General features: G+C 44.4%; 10 protein-coding genes. 1 reads left to right on the top strand and 9 read right to left on the bottom strand.

Going from position 1 to position 17228, the window contains the following annotated elements:
• Window positions 1-18: 18 nt before the first annotated feature.
• The 9 genes from mvk to NYP65_RS05885 all read right to left on the bottom strand — a co-directional run bounded on the left by mvk (window position 19) and on the right by NYP65_RS05885 (window position 7762).
• Window positions 19-1188, bottom strand: coding sequence for a mevalonate kinase (gene mvk / locus NYP65_RS05925; protein ID WP_473410750.1), 1170 nt, complete (start codon window positions 1186-1188; stop codon window positions 19-21).
• Window positions 1189-1728: 540 nt separating this feature from the next.
• Window positions 1729-2175 (bottom strand): 50S ribosomal protein L9, encoded by a 447-nt coding sequence (gene rplI, locus NYP65_RS05920; RefSeq protein ID WP_004112972.1) that lies wholly within the window; start codon window positions 2173-2175, stop codon window positions 1729-1731.
• A gap of 16 nt (window positions 2176-2191) precedes the next feature.
• On the bottom strand, window positions 2192-2440 hold the full coding sequence (gene rpsR, locus NYP65_RS05915) for a 30S ribosomal protein S18 (protein WP_004105399.1): 249 nt from the start codon (window positions 2438-2440) through the stop codon (window positions 2192-2194).
• A 207-nt stretch (window positions 2441-2647) separates the two neighbouring features.
• Window positions 2648-3289 carry a single-stranded DNA-binding protein gene (gene ssb / locus NYP65_RS05910; protein ID WP_060785657.1) on the bottom strand — a complete coding sequence of 214 codons (642 nt, stop codon included), beginning with the start codon at window positions 3287-3289 and terminating at the stop codon, window positions 2648-2650.
• 98 nt (window positions 3290-3387) lie between these two features.
• A complete protein-coding gene (gene rpsF / locus NYP65_RS05905) occupies window positions 3388-3684 on the bottom strand; it encodes a 30S ribosomal protein S6 (protein ID WP_004131822.1) in 297 nt (98 codons plus the stop codon).
• A 195-nt stretch (window positions 3685-3879) separates the two neighbouring features.
• Complete coding sequence (locus tag NYP65_RS05900) at window positions 3880-4896, bottom strand: ribose-phosphate diphosphokinase (RefSeq protein WP_115761538.1); 1017 nt, start codon at window positions 4894-4896, stop codon at window positions 3880-3882.
• 67 nt (window positions 4897-4963) lie between these two features.
• Window positions 4964-5986 (bottom strand): ribokinase, encoded by a 1023-nt coding sequence (locus tag NYP65_RS05895; protein ID WP_415684669.1) that lies wholly within the window; start codon window positions 5984-5986, stop codon window positions 4964-4966.
• Window positions 5987-6084: 98 nt separating this feature from the next.
• Window positions 6085-7449 (bottom strand): DUF711 family protein, encoded by a 1365-nt coding sequence (locus NYP65_RS05890; protein WP_473410749.1) that lies wholly within the window; start codon window positions 7447-7449, stop codon window positions 6085-6087.
• 19 nt (window positions 7450-7468) lie between these two features.
• A complete protein-coding gene (locus tag NYP65_RS05885; protein ID WP_004131818.1) occupies window positions 7469-7762 on the bottom strand; it encodes an ACT domain-containing protein in 294 nt (97 codons plus the stop codon).
• 459 nt (window positions 7763-8221) lie between these two features.
• On the opposite strand from NYP65_RS05885, the gene NYP65_RS05880 reads away from it, so the two are divergent.
• Window positions 8222-16987 (top strand): Rib/alpha-like domain-containing protein, encoded by an 8766-nt coding sequence (locus NYP65_RS05880; protein WP_473410748.1) that lies wholly within the window; start codon window positions 8222-8224, stop codon window positions 16985-16987.
• The last annotated feature ends 241 nt before the right edge of the window (window positions 16988-17228 follow it).

Below are 17228 nucleotides of genomic sequence, written 5' to 3'. Positions count from 1 at the left end.
AACCTTTCTATAACCTTTCTAACTGCCGATTTCCACAATCCACGTTTTGGCAGCACCTGCACGCTCTAAAGCCAGCGCCACTTTAAGCGCATCCTCGTAACTTTGCGCAAGCGCGATAACGCATCCGCCACCGCCTCCACCAGTTAGCTTTGCTCCCAAAGCACCACTTTTGCACGCAGCACTAACCAACTCGTCTAAAAGTGGCGTGCTCACGCCTAATTGCGCAAGAATCTTGTGCGCGCGGCTCATCTTAAGCCCAATTTCCAGCGGCTGCCCAAGCTCTAAATCCTCTTGCGCGCTAATAGCAATTTTCCCAAGCTGCTCTAGCATCGCATCAACCGCATGCGGATTCAAATCGCGCTTTTTGCGCAATTCTTCAACCGTATCGCGCGTTTGACCCTTGCATCCCGAATCAGCCAAAACAAGACACGCGTGCAATCGTATATTTATGTTGCTAAATTCGCCGCACAAAAATCGCACCGCGCGCGCCGAAGCAGTAGCCTTAGCGTCTAATCCCGATGCCTTTCCATGAGCAACATTTTCCGCCTCCTGCGTAAGCGCAAAAAGCTGATCCTCGCTGGCTTCAATCGCATAATAGTCTAGAATCGCGCGAATTACAGCGCCTGCAGCTGCAGCCGACGACCCCAATCCTCGCTCTGGCGGAAAATCGCAAGCCGTTTCCACTTGTAACGCTTCGCCGCGCCAATTCGCAAATTGCAAAGCCTTATAAATCGCGGTTTTAATGGAGTTCAAACACTTTGGTGCATTTTTTAATGGCCCGCAAAAATTCAACGCTTTAAGCGTTACGTAACTTTGAGCAAGCTCTTGCAAGCTGTTTTTATTAGGATTATTTTCGATTTGTGCAACTAGCTCGTCGGTTGCTTGTGACTTTTGCGCACCTGTGTTTAATACGTTTTCTGCGTTTTCTGCAATTGATGCGTTTTCTTCGTTTGCGCTACTAACTGTTGCGCGCATCTTAAGATTTTTCAGCGGAAGAGCCACTGCACTGTAGCCATAAACAACCGAATGCTCACCAAAAAGAATTACTTTTGCGCAAGTCTGCCCAACGCCAATGCGATTGTGTATGCGATTTTTCGCGCTCGCACGCACATGCTCATTATTGTGCGCATTCTTGCAATCGCACGGATTAGACACGTGGCGATTCGCTAAAGTGTTGCACTCAGTCACTAATCCTCCTTTGCGACTCATCTGGCTCACTCGCTGGCATTGCTTAATTGATGCGCGTTTAAGCTTATTTGCACAACTTTTATAATTTAGTAGCTAAAGCGACTAAACACCACGATTTGTGCAATACACACACAACACATTCACATTTCCCGAATTTTGTTTCTCTAATTAGCGTGTTCAACAACAAAACACGGAAAACAACTCCGCACTTTGTACCAAATTTGACCTAAATCACGTACAAAAAGCGGAGATGTAGGTCGTCGTTCGCGCCCACGTTTGTTTCTTTTCCCCCACGTTTGTTCCCATTTCAGCCAATTTTGGAAACAAACACGGGAAATAAAAAGCTCTGCGCAAGTCGCAGCAAGTAAAACTCACCACAATTCGCACAGAGCCAATGCTTAAGATCAATCCAAATGGATTGCCTCCCATCGCAAATTTCGCAGAAATCCTGCAAGAATACGCAAATCCTGCAAAACTCGCAAAATCACAATAACTTGCAAGAACTCACAAAACCCGCGTGGGAAGCTGGAACACGTTTAACTACTCAGCTACAACCTTAACAGTAAAGGAAGCGCTGATTTCTGGGTGAAGAGCCACAGTTGCTGGGAATTCGCCAGTGGTCTTGATTGCAGCAACGCTAATAGCGCGTGCTTCAACGGCGGCCTTTGGTGCCAAAGCAGCAGCAATCTTATCGGCGGAAATACCACCGAAGAGCTTGCCAGACTCGCTCACCTTAGCAGCGATTTCTACAACAGTGCCTTCGATTGCGGCCTTAGCTGCAACGGCCTCTTCGCGAGTGGCCACAGCCTTAGCCAAGCGAGCGCGACGCATCGCTTCAATCTGGGAAGCAGCGCCCTTATTCCACGCAAAGGCCAAGCCCTGTGGAATCAAGTAGTTACGTGCGTAACCAGCCTTAACAGTAATAACGTCACCCGAGTGACCCAAGTTTGCAACGGTCTTGGTGAGAATAACCTTGGTTTCTGCCATGTTCTTATCCTCTCAATCAGCGACCAGTGGTGGCGTATGGGAGCAAAGCCATCTCGCGAGCGTTCTTAACGGCCTTCGCGATCTTGCGCTGTTCCTGTACGGTTACACCAGTAATACGACGGGAACGAATCTTGCCGCGGTCCGAAACGAACTTACGCAACAAAGCAACGTCCTTGTAATCAATTTCAGTAATCTTGGCAGCCTTCAAAGGATTTGGCTTCTTCTTAAAAGGCTTGACCGGTGGTTGCGGCCTCTTACGTGACATAGGATGTCCTCTCTTAAATGCGTTAAACTTTTGTTTTTGTTTATACGCTAAACTGATGTTTTTAATTGTAAAGTCGTATTTAGATTTTTACCAGCATTAGTTTTACAAGCAATAAGTCATATTCGCTAAACTATCTGCCCTAAAGCAGCGGCGACTAGACGCCATTAGCGCGCGCATAAAACTAGTAAACCAGTAAAACTAGAAAAACTAGAACTCTGGCTCTTCGTCTGATCCACCAAAATCGGAGCTAGCTCCAAACGTTGCAAATCCGCCGTTTGATGGAGCAGAAGCACTCCACGGATCTTCAACGTTTACGCCCTGATTAGCGCCATTTTGCGCATTCATACCAGCACCAACAGCCGCACTATTCGCATAATTCGCGCCGCCAGCATAACCGCCAGTGTATCCACCAGCATTCATACCAGCTCCAGCACCAGCGCCCTGATTGAATCCGCCATTGTTCCCAGCAAAACCGCCCTTCGAGCTCAAACGATTAACCTGAGCGGTTGCAAAACGCAAGGATGGCCCAATCTCATCAATCATCAAATCAATGCTGTATCGTTTTTCGTTGCTGTTTTTATCAACGTAGTTGTTTGCACGCAACCTACCTTGAACAATAACGCGCATTCCCTTTGTAAGCGTTTGCGCGCAATGCTCAGCTAAGTCACCCCATGCAACGCATCTAAGCGATAATGGCGTGCCGTTAACGTAGCTGTTTGTTCTTCTGTCAAAAGTAGAGGAATTAGAAACAATCGTGAAAGACGTTCTAACACTACCATTGGAACTGGTAGCAGTCTCTGGCTCTTTAGCCAAATTACCAATCACCGTTATAACAGTTTCTCCAGCCATCGTAGCCTCTTTTCTATTAAGACTTGGAACAATTTAGAGCATATCTAAAATAATTTTGACTATTTTCAAATCTTGACTTTACTTTGCTTTATTTCGCTTTACTTTGCGTCCTTGCGAAGAATCTTCGTGCGGACTACAGATTCGTTAAGGTTCAAAACACGGTCAAGCTCGTCGCTAAGAGCTGGCTCGGCAGTGTAATTCACTACAACGTAGTTACCTTCGTTCTTGCCATCAATCTCGTAAGCAAGCTTACGGCGACCCCAATAGTCGGTACCATCAACGGAACCGCCCTCTTTGGTGACAAGCTCAAGATACTGCTCGGTCAACTTCTTAAGACCGCGCTCGTCAAGCTCTGGATCGGCAATGAACATCAGTTCATACTTATGTGCAGACATCACCCACCTCCTTCGGACTATTCGGCTGCGGGCTTTCCACAGCAGGAGTGTGTTTGCAAAATCGTTCGTAAATCAAACTTATTACGCATTATTACGCAAATTCTCACGCAATATTTTTGCATATTTAATTTTACGAACAACCTACTAAGTCTACATCATGCTTGCGACTCACCGCCGCGCAGCTAATCAACCACACTAATGAGCGTAAATATTTCTATGCTTCATGTCTTCTGGAAGCGCGTTTCTAAGCGAAACAAGCGATCCGGACCTAAACACAGACCTAATTCCAGCAGCCAAAAGAGGCGCAATCGAAAGAACCGTCATATTTTCTAAGCGCTTTTCTTCGGAAACAGGAACTGTATCCGTTAAAATGATTTCACGCGCGCCGCAACTCTTAAGTCGCTCTACTGCAGGGCCAGATAGCAGCGCATGAGTTGCAACCAAAGTAACGGATTTTGCACCAGCGCCTTTAAGTGTGCGCACAGCTTCGCAAATCGTGCCAGCAGTATCAATCATATCGTCTACAACAATGCAATCGCGGCCTTGAATATCTCCAATAATTCCATGCGCTTCCGCGTGATTTGGCCTTGTTATATCGCGCGTTTTGTGAATAAACGCTAATGGCAATCCGCCAAGCTTTGCAGCCCATTGCTCCGAAACCTTGATTCGCCCTGCGTCTGGAGAAACAATCGTAGTGTTTTCTAGGCTCATAGTGTTGCGAACGTAGTCAATCAAAACTGGCATAGCAGTCAAGTGATCCACAGGACCGTCGAAGAATCCCTGCTCTTGAGCAGCATGCATGTCTACAGTCAAAATACGAGTAGCTCCAGCAGATCGGAACAAGTCAAACATAAGTCGCGCTGTAATCGGCTCGCGGCCTTGATGCTTTTTGTCTTGACGCGAATACCCAAAGAAAGGCGCAACAACGTTTATGCTTCTAGCGGATGCTCGCCTTAAAGAATCCACCATAAGCAGCTGCTCCATAATCCAATTGTTGATTGGATCTGTGTGCGCTTGCAAAACAAAAACGTCTGCGCCTCGAACTGGCTGCGTAAAGCGCACATACATTTCTCCGTTTGCAAAATCGTAGGCAGTTGTTTCCAGCACGTCTATTCCAAGGTAGTTGGCGGTTTCTTCCGCAAGTTGCGGATACGCTCTACCCGTTACAAGCATCATTTGCTTTTTTGGAGTGCCTTCAAGAATTGTTGACATATTTGCCTTCCCGTTTGCAAAATCTGTAAAAACGCATACGCGACTAGTTTAGCAGCATACAACGCCACTACTCAAATGCGCGAACAACCTGCTGCGCACTTCCATACGAGCTTTGCGCCCCAAATCCCATTGCTGCATACGCCGAAACGTAAGTGGCAACTTGCGCGCTTTGCGCTAGACTAAAGCCAGCGGCAAGTCCTGCTAAAACGGTTCCCATAAACGCGTCTCCGCAACCCGTTGTATCTACTGCTTTAACACGCTGAGGGCAAATGCGCACAGCCTTCTTGCCATCTTGCGCAGCATAGTCTAAAACAACCGAGCCTTCTGCACCAAGCGTTACAACTGCCTCGTCAAAGCCGTACTCGTGCATAATGCGCGCCGCATCATGCCAATCAAAATCGTCCCAATTTCCGTCTTCTGGCTCGCTAATTTTAAGCAATTGCGCCATCTCGTGCTCGTTTACAAGAAGTATGCTTGCGTTTTCAATCAATTCGCGTGGCAGCTCGCTTACAAAAGGAGAATTATTTAGCAAAACTTTTACGCCAGCCGCACGCGCAATTTTTGCCGCCGCCGTTACGGTTTCCATTGGGCTTTCTAGGCAAAGTCCTAAAACGCTTGCGCCGCAAATTGCTTGCTTAACATCGTTTTGATTAATGTATTCAACGCTCACTTTTGCATTAGACCCTGGAGCGTAAACGATTGTGTTTTCGCCACCTTTTGCGTCTACTGTTATTACTGTTGCGCCACTTTTTACGCCTTCTACGCGCAAAATTCTAGACGTGTCTACTCCAGCAGATTCTAGCGTGTTTAGTAGGAATTTTGCATTTTCGTCGCTGCCTACCGCGCCAAACATTTGCACGTTTGCACCTATTTTTGCTGCAGAAACGGCCTGATTTCCCGATTTTCCGCCTGGAAGAACGCGCAAATCACTTCCGTTTACAGTTTCTCCAGGATTTGGGAGACGATCTGCGACTATTGTGTAGTCTGCGTTCATGGAGCCTACTACAGCAACGTGATTGCTTGATTCGCCTATCTTTTTTAGCGCGCTAGCAAGCATTTCGCCGCTTAGTGGCGTAGTCTTTTCCATCATAAATCCTTTCGTAAAATTCCATTAATTCGTGATTTAAGCGTGATTAAGTATTAATTCAAGCCGCAATCAAATCACAATTTAACTTACGATTAACTCGCCTAATTCTTAAAGCTATGAACAGGCGCTGGAATTCTTCCGCCACGCGAAACAAACTCCTCGCAGCTTGCGGTATTTACTGGCATAATAGGAGCGTACCCCATTAAACCGCCAAAATTAGCCATTTGCCCAACGCTTTTGCCTTCCACAGGTATTATGCGTACAGCAGTTGTTTTTTGATTTATCATGCCAATTGCTGCCTCATCCGCAATCATTCCAGATATTGTTGCAGCAGTTGTGCTTCCAGGAATCGCAATCATATCTAGCCCTACGGAGCATACGCACGTCATTGCTTCTAGCTTTTCTATTTTAAGGCAGCCAGACTTTGCAGCAGCAATCATGTTTGCGTCTTCTGAAACAGGTATAAACGCGCCAGAAAGCCCGCCAACGTAGCTGCTGGCCATTATTCCGCCCTTTTTAACTTGATCGTTAAGCATTGCAAGAGCGGCTGTTGTGCCAGGCGCACCAACAGTAGAAAGTCCGATTTTCTCTAGGACTTCGCCTACGGAATCTCCCACGGCTGGCGTTGGCGCAAGCGACAAGTCGATTATTCCAAACGGCACACCAAGCCTTCTAGATGCCTCTTGCGCAACAAGCTGACCGACTCGCGTAATCTTAAAAGCTGTGCGCTTAATCGTCTCGCACAAGAACGCAAAATCCTTGCCACGTGCCTCGTCTAGCGCGCGCGAAACCACGCCTGGCCCCGATACTCCAACGTTTATTACAGCGTCTCCTTCGGTTACGCCGTGGAATCCGCCTGCCATAAATGGATTATCGTCTGGAGCGTTGCAAAATGCCACAAACTTTACGCATCCGTACGAGTCGCGGTCTGCAGTCGCGCGCGCGATTTGCTTGATTACTCGCCCAAGCAGCTGAACGCAATCCATATCAATTCCAGTTCGCGTAGACCCCACGTTTGCGCTCGAGCACACAATATCCGTCTCGCTCAAGGCTTTTGGCAGCGATTCTATAAGCATGCGGTCGGCAGCTGTCATGGATTTTGCAGGCAGAGCGGAGTAGCCGCCAATCAAATCTACTCCAACTTTTTTTGCTGCTTTATCTAGCGCGTGCGCAATTTGCACAAAGTCGTCTGGGCTTTTGCACGCTGCTGCTCCAACTAGGCTTATTGGCGTTACGGTTATGCGCTTGTTTACAATCGGAATTCCGTAGTCGTGCTCAATCGCGCAGCCCGTGCTAACTAAGTCTTTTGCAAGGCGCGTAATCTTGTTGTACACGTTTTCGCACACTTTTTGCACGCTTGCGTCTGCGCAGTCTAGCAGATTTATTCCCATTGTTATGGTTCTAACGTCGAGCTTTTCTTGCTCGATCATGGAGTTTGTTTCGCTCACTTCCATAATGTTTAGCATGGGCTTCTCCTACTAATCCCTAGATTCTGTGCATGTTTGTAAATATTTCTGCGCGCTGGCAGTGTATGCTAACGCCTATTCCTTCGCCCAGCTTTGCCAATTCTTCGGCCAGCTCGCCAAATTCTACGCTTATTTCGTTTACGTCTACAATCATCATCATGTTAAAGAATCCGTTGACGATTGTTTGAGATATATCTAAAATATTCGCCTTGCTATTTGCTAAATGAGTCGTAACTTTTGCTATGATTCCTACAGCATCTTTGCCCACTACGGTGATTACGGCTTTGTTTTCATCATTATTAGTGGTGTTCATAATCACTCCTATTGGCTATATGTGATTTTTGCTGCGCAACAGCTATTCTATCTATTTTATGTGCCATTCGCGCGCGTTTTGCTCCTTATTTATACTATTGCCCGCCGCGTATAATCGCTTAGTTGTGCAACACGCCAAAATAACATATGAATAAATTTTCATAAAAGGTTAAAAATTTATAATAAAATCCTCTATATATCGTTATATCAACATAATATGCGTCAAATACCCCCCCCCCATCAGTAAATTTTACACTTATAAACAACGTCACGCTTAAAAAATTTCACTCAAAAAACAAAAATACGATATAATATCTTGAATTGATGAATATTTATCTGTTCATGTAATTGGGCAAAGCTTGAATGCATGCATGTTAAGCACACATTAGCAATCGCAATGCATCGCATGCTCCATAAAGCGGACGAATAAAAGAAGAACACAAAAAGAACGGGGATTATTATGGTAAAGAGCACTCGTCAAAAGCACGCTCGCAATCAAGAGTATCGCTCATTTGCAAATGTAAGCGCCAATTTTAGTGCATCAACCGCACGCAAACTGTCACTTAGCGCACTTACAACAGTTCTTACTGCCGCCACTTGCTTGGGCGGTCAGCCAATCCTCGCATCCTCTAATATTCTTCTTCCTCCAACTACTGCGGCATTTGCGCAAGAAGTGCGTAACGCAGACCCTACTCCTTGGCTACATACGCCAAACATTCTTGAGTATCAGCGCTACCGTTACCAAAATAGCAATGGTGACGCAGGTTACGTGAACACTGACGAAAATCATGATGACTACAACAAGGGCAACTACGACGACTTAAAGAACAAGACGGATATGTATGCGCATGTTAAAACGATAGGAAACGACCAGTACCTAGTCTTCGACGTGTTCTTTAACAACGACGGCAAGTCCATGCTTACATCGTCTAAAAAACAGCAATATGTGTGGCTAGTGCCTTATGCTGTTGCAGATTTAAACAATGGTGCTTATAAAAGCGATACCGTAACTGATTTACGATTTGATTTCTACAAGCGCAATGGCAGTTCACCTCAAACGTATGCAAACCTTTCTCATGATATTAAATTGTTTAATCATGAGGCAAGCAAATCGTTCGATCAGAATTTATTTAACAATGACCATGATTATAATGGCTCTACTTATAAGAATTCATTGAACGTTCGTAACGGAGGAAGTAGAGGACGAGACATATCCGATAACTTCCACGTTAACGAAAGAGATTTAGATGACGCTATTAAGAAGGCTATAGCTCCTGGACCAAGCCCTTATAGCGGATACAATTACGGCATTGGTATAACAACTGTTAATGTTGATTACGCTGTACGCATGCATTGCAAGGTAAAGCTGCGCCAAGGCGTAACAACAGACGACATTCAAAACGCTTTTACTTACGCAAACACAAGCTCTTACGGAAGAAATACACATTCTGCTTACACCTTCATTTCCGGACGAACTCACGACGAAAACTTCCCTCGCACAAAAAGCGATAATTTGCCTCCAAAGCTGTATTTTAATGGCAAGGAGCTTACAGACGACTCCAGTAGCATTACCGTATATCAAGGTGATAAGCAAAAGATTACTTTCGGCACGTCCGATAATAGCGAAAAAGTAACTAATTTCTCTGTAAAAGGATTCCCGGATAGCATAAAGAATGCAAACTTTGATGAGAATAATAAGGACGGTTATGACGCAACTGAAAAGAATCCTTACAAACACGAAATTAATGGCGTTAAGTTTGAGCACAAGGATGAAAAAAATAATCCAGTAAACTCCGACTACACGATTACAGTTTCTGCAACCGACGCTTCCGGCAACAAAGCAGAAAAGAAAGTCACTGTACATCTTAAGAACCTGAACCAGAAGTACAAGGCTCCAACCGCTACCCCACTTACTGTTGATTGGGGGCATAAGCTTACTGAAAAAGAACTGGAAAATCAGATAAAAGGCAATGATGGAAATGGTACAATAACTTTTATTGACAAAAAGTTACCAAAGACAAATCTATCCGAAAGCCGTTTCAAACATTCTAAAAACACTCTGCAAGTCGCATCAAAAATCATATATGCGGATGGATCCTACCATATAGTGAACATTCCTGTAACAGTTAGAAAGCCACTTGCTTTTGAGCACGCACCAAAAGGTAGCGAGAACACTGTAACCGTTGGGGATAAACTTAAACAACCAAGCGATTACATAACACTCGAAAATAATTCTGACAATAAAGTTAAGCCGCAAAAAGTAGAATGGTACGGCGGAACACCTAATTCCAGCACAATTGGCAACTTTAATAACACTGTCAGAGTGCATTACACAGACGGTAGCCACAAAGATACTACTGTAACATTTAACGTTAAGCCGAAAACACCTGTTATTGAAACAGATTTAACCGGTCGCGCAAAAATTAAAAACCAGAAAGTAGTAGTAAACGTCGGCACTGGGTTTATACCAGGTGCCACAAACAAAGTTACATTATACGATGCCAACAATAACGCAATTGGCTCTACTACCGAAATCAAAGACGGTAAGGCAACTATTACTGTAGCTAATGGCATACCTGCAGGAAATGTGTATGCGATTACAAGCAGTTCATACAACAATCATCAGGATAAACATACAAATACCTTCAATTTATCTTCCGATAAAAGTGAAAATCATCAAGCTACAGAAGATAAACAAAAGCCAACACTTACAGCAAACGATGCAACTGCAAAAGTTGGAGAAAACTTAATCTTTAATCTTGAAGCAAAAGATGATATTAAAATTGACGACTTCAATATTGCAGCTCCACTAGCGAAACTTGTAAATGGTGATTTTTCACGTTTGAAGATTGAATACCAAGGCAAACAAGATGATCCAAAAAATCGCAAAGTAAAAATTACGATACTCGGCATGAAAGAAAGCGAAATTGGAGAACACGAACTTAAGTTCTCAGTTACTGATGCTGCTGGAAACAAAACTGAGAAGGAAGTTAAGCTAACAGTTAAGCAACCTTACGAGCTAAAAGCAAATCCTATTACCGTTGACTTAGGTCATGAACTTACTAATGATGACGCTAAGAAGATATTTGAAAACAGCAAAAATGTTCCTTCTGGAACAACATACACTTGGGTTACTAAACCTGAAACAAACTCAACTGGGAAAGAAAAGCAAGGCACAGTAAAAGTCAGCATTCCTGGAGGAGAAACTAAGGAGATTCCTGTAGCCGTAACAGTTCAAGATAAAGTGAAACCAGTAATAAGGGTGTACAAGAAAGGTCCTGGTGACACTTGGACTGAAGTAACCGAAAAGGTTACTGAAGGCAAAACAAGTTACACAAAGATTGACACGTACCACGGCGACAAGTGCGAACTGAAAATAACAGCAACAGACAACAGTGGCAACGTTACAGATTTGAATATTAATAGTTTATTAACAGGCTTGTCTTCATCTGATTTTGAGTCAAAGAAAGGCGCTGGTTCCGAACAAGATCCTCGAGCTATAAAGATTGCAGGAAATGTGCCGAATGGCACGGCTGCCGGAGCGTACTCTAGGACTCTTGTAGCAGTTGATGGCTCTGGAAATCAAACGAACTTCCCAATTCGCTTTATTGTGCACAATCAAGCAGATAAATTCGGCAAGATTACTCCAAAGGATATAACTCATAACATTCCTGAAGATGGAAACAATAATAATCACCCAAAGGCTGAAGATGGTATATCCGAAACTAGCAAGAAAGATTTGCCAACCGGTACAACGTATTCTTGGGTTAAGGAACCAGATTGGAATAAGCCTGGCAAAAATACAACTGCTACAATTCGCATAACGTTCCCGGATGGTTCTCACGTAGACGTTTCACCAAAGCTTACTGTTACGGATACTATTAAGCCTGTTATTGAAAAGCCTGATTTAGGAACAGCAAAACATGGAAGCAAAGATCATTACTTACTGAAAGTTCATCGCGGACAGAAGTTTGATCTTACACTGAAAGTTCACGACAACACTGGCAAAGTAGTCGGCGCAAACTTGGATAGCACGGTACCTGATTGCGGAATTACTAAAACTAATTTAACAGTTGACAATGCAGGCAACCACAGTGTTAAGAACCCTGCTATTGTTCATATAACTGGCACAGCACCAACCAACGAAGGAACAAGCCAATATTGGAGCCGTACTGTTACTGTAACAGACGAGGCTGGTAATAGTTCTAAACTCCCTATTCAGATTGCTGTATATACAAGCGCGGAGGAACACACTGCAACCGCTACGCGTATTACTAAGCAAAACGGTAAAAAAGTAACAGAAGACGATATAAAGAAAGCAGTAACAACTGACTATACAAATAAAGACAAAACTAAGAAACCAGTAGTTTCTGTAAAAACTGGCCAAACTTTACCAGATGGAAGCACTCCTGGAAACTCCACAATAACAGCTATTGTTACTTATCCAGATGGTTCTACAACAGAAGTCGAAGTGCCTATTACCATCCAAGAGCCAATGAGTAAGACTTATAAACCTACTACAAACGAGGTTGATAAGTCTTACGGCTCTACTAAGAAGCAAATAGAAGATTCCATAACAAGCACTTCTACTGGCGGCGGAATATCTTGGCCTAAGAACAAAATTCCTGCAGGAACAACAATTAAGATTGCAGACGAAACCAAGATTCCTAGAGGAACTGAACCTGGCATATATGAAGTTCCTGTAAAGATAACGTATAGCGATAACTCTGTTGGATACGCCACAGTAAAAGTTAAGATTGGCGAGCCGCAGAGCAAGAGCTACAACCCACAAGGCAATACGCTTACGTTTGCTTACAACTCGAAGCCAAAGACTGACAACATATCCGGTAAAATTACTGGTGTTGGCAAGGATAAAGGCATTAGTCTTAAAGATAATCATGGTAAAGATACAGCGCTTCCTACTGGCGCAAATATTGCTATTGACAACCCAAGTAATATTCCAGACGGAACTAAAGCTGGCGATTTTACTGTTCCTGTAACAATTACATACAAGGACGGTTCAGAAGATCATACAGTTGTTAAGGTAAAAATTAACAAGCCACAAAGCGAAACAAATAATCCAACTGTTACTAATATAACGAAGGAATATGGTAAAACAACTAACGAAGCTGAAGTAAAGAAGCACGTTACTTTTGACGGTAGTAAACCTAATCCAACTTCAGTAACTGTTGAAAACGCTAGCGATATTCCAAATGGTAAGACTCCTGGCGACGTAAATATTAACGTTAGTATCGAGTATTCTGATGGCTCCAAATCTCGCGTTACAGTAAAAGTTACTACTGGAGATCCTGATACTAAGACTTACGCACCAAGCGCAAACGAAGTTAAGAAAAACCGTGGTGATGAAATCACAGCTGATGACATTAAGAATGCTGTAAAGACTTCTACAGTTGATGGCAAGACCCCGGATAAGAGCAAAACAAAAGTAGAGCTTGTAAACAAAAACAACTTGCCTGATATGACTAAGACTGGCACAACTAATGTTCCTGTTAAGGTCACATACCCAGATGGGTCAGAAGTTGTTCTTGAAGTTCCAGTGGTAGTTAAGGACACTGACAAGGATATTTACACGCCAACGTCTTCTACGCTAGAAAAGCCTTACGGCTCAACTATTAGCGATAAGGATATTACTGATAAGGTTACGGTTCCACACTTTGTTGGAGATGCAACTAAAATCTCTTACAAAGTCAAGGACACTAAGAAGATTCCAGGAGGAAACTCAGAGCCTGGAGCTTACACAGTACCTGTAACAGTAACTTATCCGGACGGCACAAGCGAAGATGTGGACGTAAACGTTACAATCTTGAATAAGGATTCCGACTCTTACGAACCAACCGCTAAAACTCTTACGAAGAAGCACGGCGAAACGATTAGCAATGACGATATTACCGGTCAAGTAAGTGTGCCTAATTATCCAACCGGCAAAAAGCAACCGAATAAGAATGTAGGAACTGGAGCAACGCTTCCAAATACTAATACTCCAAGCGAAAGCAACGTGCCGGTTACTGTTACTTACCCAGATGGCACAACTGACACTGTAAATGTTCATGTGGTTGTTAAGGATGCGGATGCGAATACGCATACTCCACAAGCTGAACCACTTGAAAGAAATATCGACAGCGGAAAGCCTTCGGATAGCGACATTACAAGTAAGGTTACGATTCCTAATTGGCCAGCAGGCGAAAAAGATAATCCAACTTACTCTATTGCTGATAGTGATAAGGCTCAGATCCCTGCTGGAGATAAGGCTGGCAAGTTTGAGGTGCCTGTAACGGTTACGTATCCGGATGGATCAAAAACCTTGATCAACGTGCCTGTAATTATTAAGGCTCCAAAGCCACAAGCGAAAACTGGCATGACTGTGCCAAAGGGTGCGGAACCTAAGCCAGAAGACATGATTTCTAATAAGGATAAGTTCCCTGATGGCACCATCTTCGAGTGGACCGAAAAACCAGACACATCTGAGGAAGGCAACAACAAGTCCGGAAAAGTAAAGATCACTATTCCTGGATCTACTACTCAAGAAGTGCCAGTAAAGGTTAACGTTGTTGACCCAAGTGCATCTGAAGTCAACGTGCCACAAAAAGGCAAGTTGCCAGATGCTAAGGATGTTATTAAGGATTCTAGCGAAACGAATAAGTATCCTAGCGGAACTACCTTTACATGGAAACCTGAGAATACACCAGATACCAGCAACTCTGGAAAGAAAGATGGAGTTATACTAGTCACCCTACCAGGCCAATCCCCTGTAGAGGTGCCTGTAACAGTGAACGTTACGCCAAATCCAGAAACGAATGTTGTTAACGTGAAGGTTGGCGACAAACTTCCAGACGCATCGAAGGGTATTGCTAATAAGGATAAGTTCCCTAAGGGAACCACCTTCGACTGGAAGAAGGATGACGAGCCAAAGACCGACAAGACGGGTCCTGCTACTGGCACTGTGCTCGTTCATATCCCAGGTGTGAAAGATCCAGTGAAAGCCAAAGTTACTGTGAACGTAAACCCTGCGCCTACAGCGCAGGACACCTCCGTCATTCAGAACAGCGATCCAGATCCTAAGAACAGCATTAAAGACAACGATAAGTTACCTAAGGGAACCACCTTCGAGTGGAAGAAAGATGCTGCTCCAAAGACAGACAAGCCAGGCACTGTTGACGGCACTGTGATTGTAAAGATTCCAGGGCAAGATCCTCAAGAAGTGACTGTAAAAATTACTGTTACAGCATCTCCTGAAGGAAAAGACGTAACCGTGCTGCAAAAGACTGGCGGCAAGGATACCACTCCTCAGCCACAGGAAGTTATTAAGAATCATAGCGATTTGCCTGAGAATGCTGATGTTTCTTGGAAGAAGAAGCCTGATACGTCAAAGACTGGCAACCAGCCAAGCGTTGTGACTATTACGGTTCCAGGAATGACTCCTGTAGATGTGCCTGTAAACGTGCTTGTTGTGCCAAATCCAGAAGGCAAGACGGTGAGCGTGCCAGTAAACGCCAAGCCAAAGCCAGAAGACAGCATCTCCAACAAAGATGATTTACCTCAGGGAACCACCTTCGACTGGAAGAAAGATGCTGCTCCAAATACTGACAAGCCAGGCACCACTAAAGGCACTGTGCTCGTCAAGATTCCAGGCGTAAATAACCCAGTAGAAGTGCAAGTAACTCTAAACGTTACAGACAAGCCATTTATTAATGATGGCAATGCTGAAAACACGCCAACTAAGCCTGATAAGACCACTATTACTGGTAAAACTCAGCCAGGAAACACCGTAACTGTCAAAGACAATGGCGGTAATACTGTTGGTACTGGAACTGCCAACGAAGACGGAAACTTCACTATCGAAATCGATAAGAAGGATCCTGGTACAACACTCAAGCTTGTTCCAAGCAAAGGTAATGAAGAAGGCACTCCAGTAGAAGTAACCGTCACGGCTAAACCACAAAAGCCAACGATTACGGTACCAACCGACAACCAGAAGAACGACGGAAACGTAACTGTAACTCCGCCAACTGGCGACACAACGGTTGTAAAGATTGAAATCAATGCTAAGCCAAATTCAATCAATGGTCCAGAACAGCCAGTTCGCACAATTATTGCTAAGAAGGATAACGATGGTAAGTGGAAGATTGACGGAGACGCTCCAGATGGCGTAACTGTTGATCCAAAGACTGGCGTTGTTACTATTCCAGCAAAGAATTTGGAGGATGGCAGCACTATTACTGCAGTATCTAAGAACAAGACAGACAAACCATCTGATCCTGCTACTGCTGTGACTGGCTTTAAGACTCCACAGATTAGCGAGCAAACACTGAAAGATAATCCAGATGATTCTACTAAGCAAATCATCACTGGAAAGACTATTCCGGGCGCAACAGTAACTGTTACCGACAAAGATGGAAAGCAAATCGGAACAGGCGTTGCAGATAAGAATGGCAACTTCACTATTACTATCAACAAGCAAACGCCTGGCGCGATTGTAAACCTTACGCCTACAAACGGCACAGGTGATTTTGCTAAGACTGGAAACACTGTTGAAGTAACGGTTGGCGGAGATATTGCCGTTCCACGCATAGACACGCCTGCAGACGGAAGTGCCACAATAACGCCAAATCTTACGGATACGCGCATAGATAAGGTTGTTATTACGTATACGCCTGAAGGCGACGGAAGCACGCCGCAAACTGTTACAATCACCGTTATCGCCGAGGGCGATAAGCGCGTGTGGAAGATTGATGGCTCTGCGCCTGACGGCGTAACTGTTGATCCAAAGACTGGCGTTGTTACGATTCCAGCTGCAAACGTTAAAGACGGAAGCACGATCACCGCTGTTGCAAAGAATAGCACTGATAACACTGCTGAAGGCTCGTCTAGTACTGTTACAGGCACGATTGCGCAGCCTGGAGACGGTGGTAGTGGCGATAGCGGAAGCGGAGACAGTGGTAGTGGCGATGATAGCGGCGATAATGGTAGTGGCGATAGCGGAAGCCACGCCAACAACGCAAACAACGCCAACAACGCAAACAAGAATGGCAGCAATAATCATGGAAACCAATCTCGCAATAGTGGATCTAATAGTGGATTTAGAAGAGGTAAGGGTGCGCTAGGCAATACTGGCGTTGGTGTTGCATTAAGTGCTCTTGCGTCTGCGATGCTTGCTGGCATGGGTGCTGCAGGAAGGGCTGTATCTCGCCGCAAGAAGCGCAACTAGCTAGCACGCGCTAAGTAACTATAAACCAACAAACAAAGGCCTGGAGCGATTGCTCTGGGCCTTTTGTTACCCGCTTTTCTGAATTCTGCAGCTAACCTGCGCGAACGATATTTCCGCACTTTGTACCATATTCCACCTAAATTACGTACAAAACCCGGAAAAAACTTCCGCATTTTGTACTATATTTGACCTAAAAATGGTACAAAAAGCGGAAAACAGATCGTGTCGTTCGCGCAGCCTA

The sequence above is a fragment of the Gardnerella sp. c12Ub_1 genome, assembly GCF_055804375.1.
This window is presented reverse-complemented; position numbering and strand designations above follow the sequence as displayed.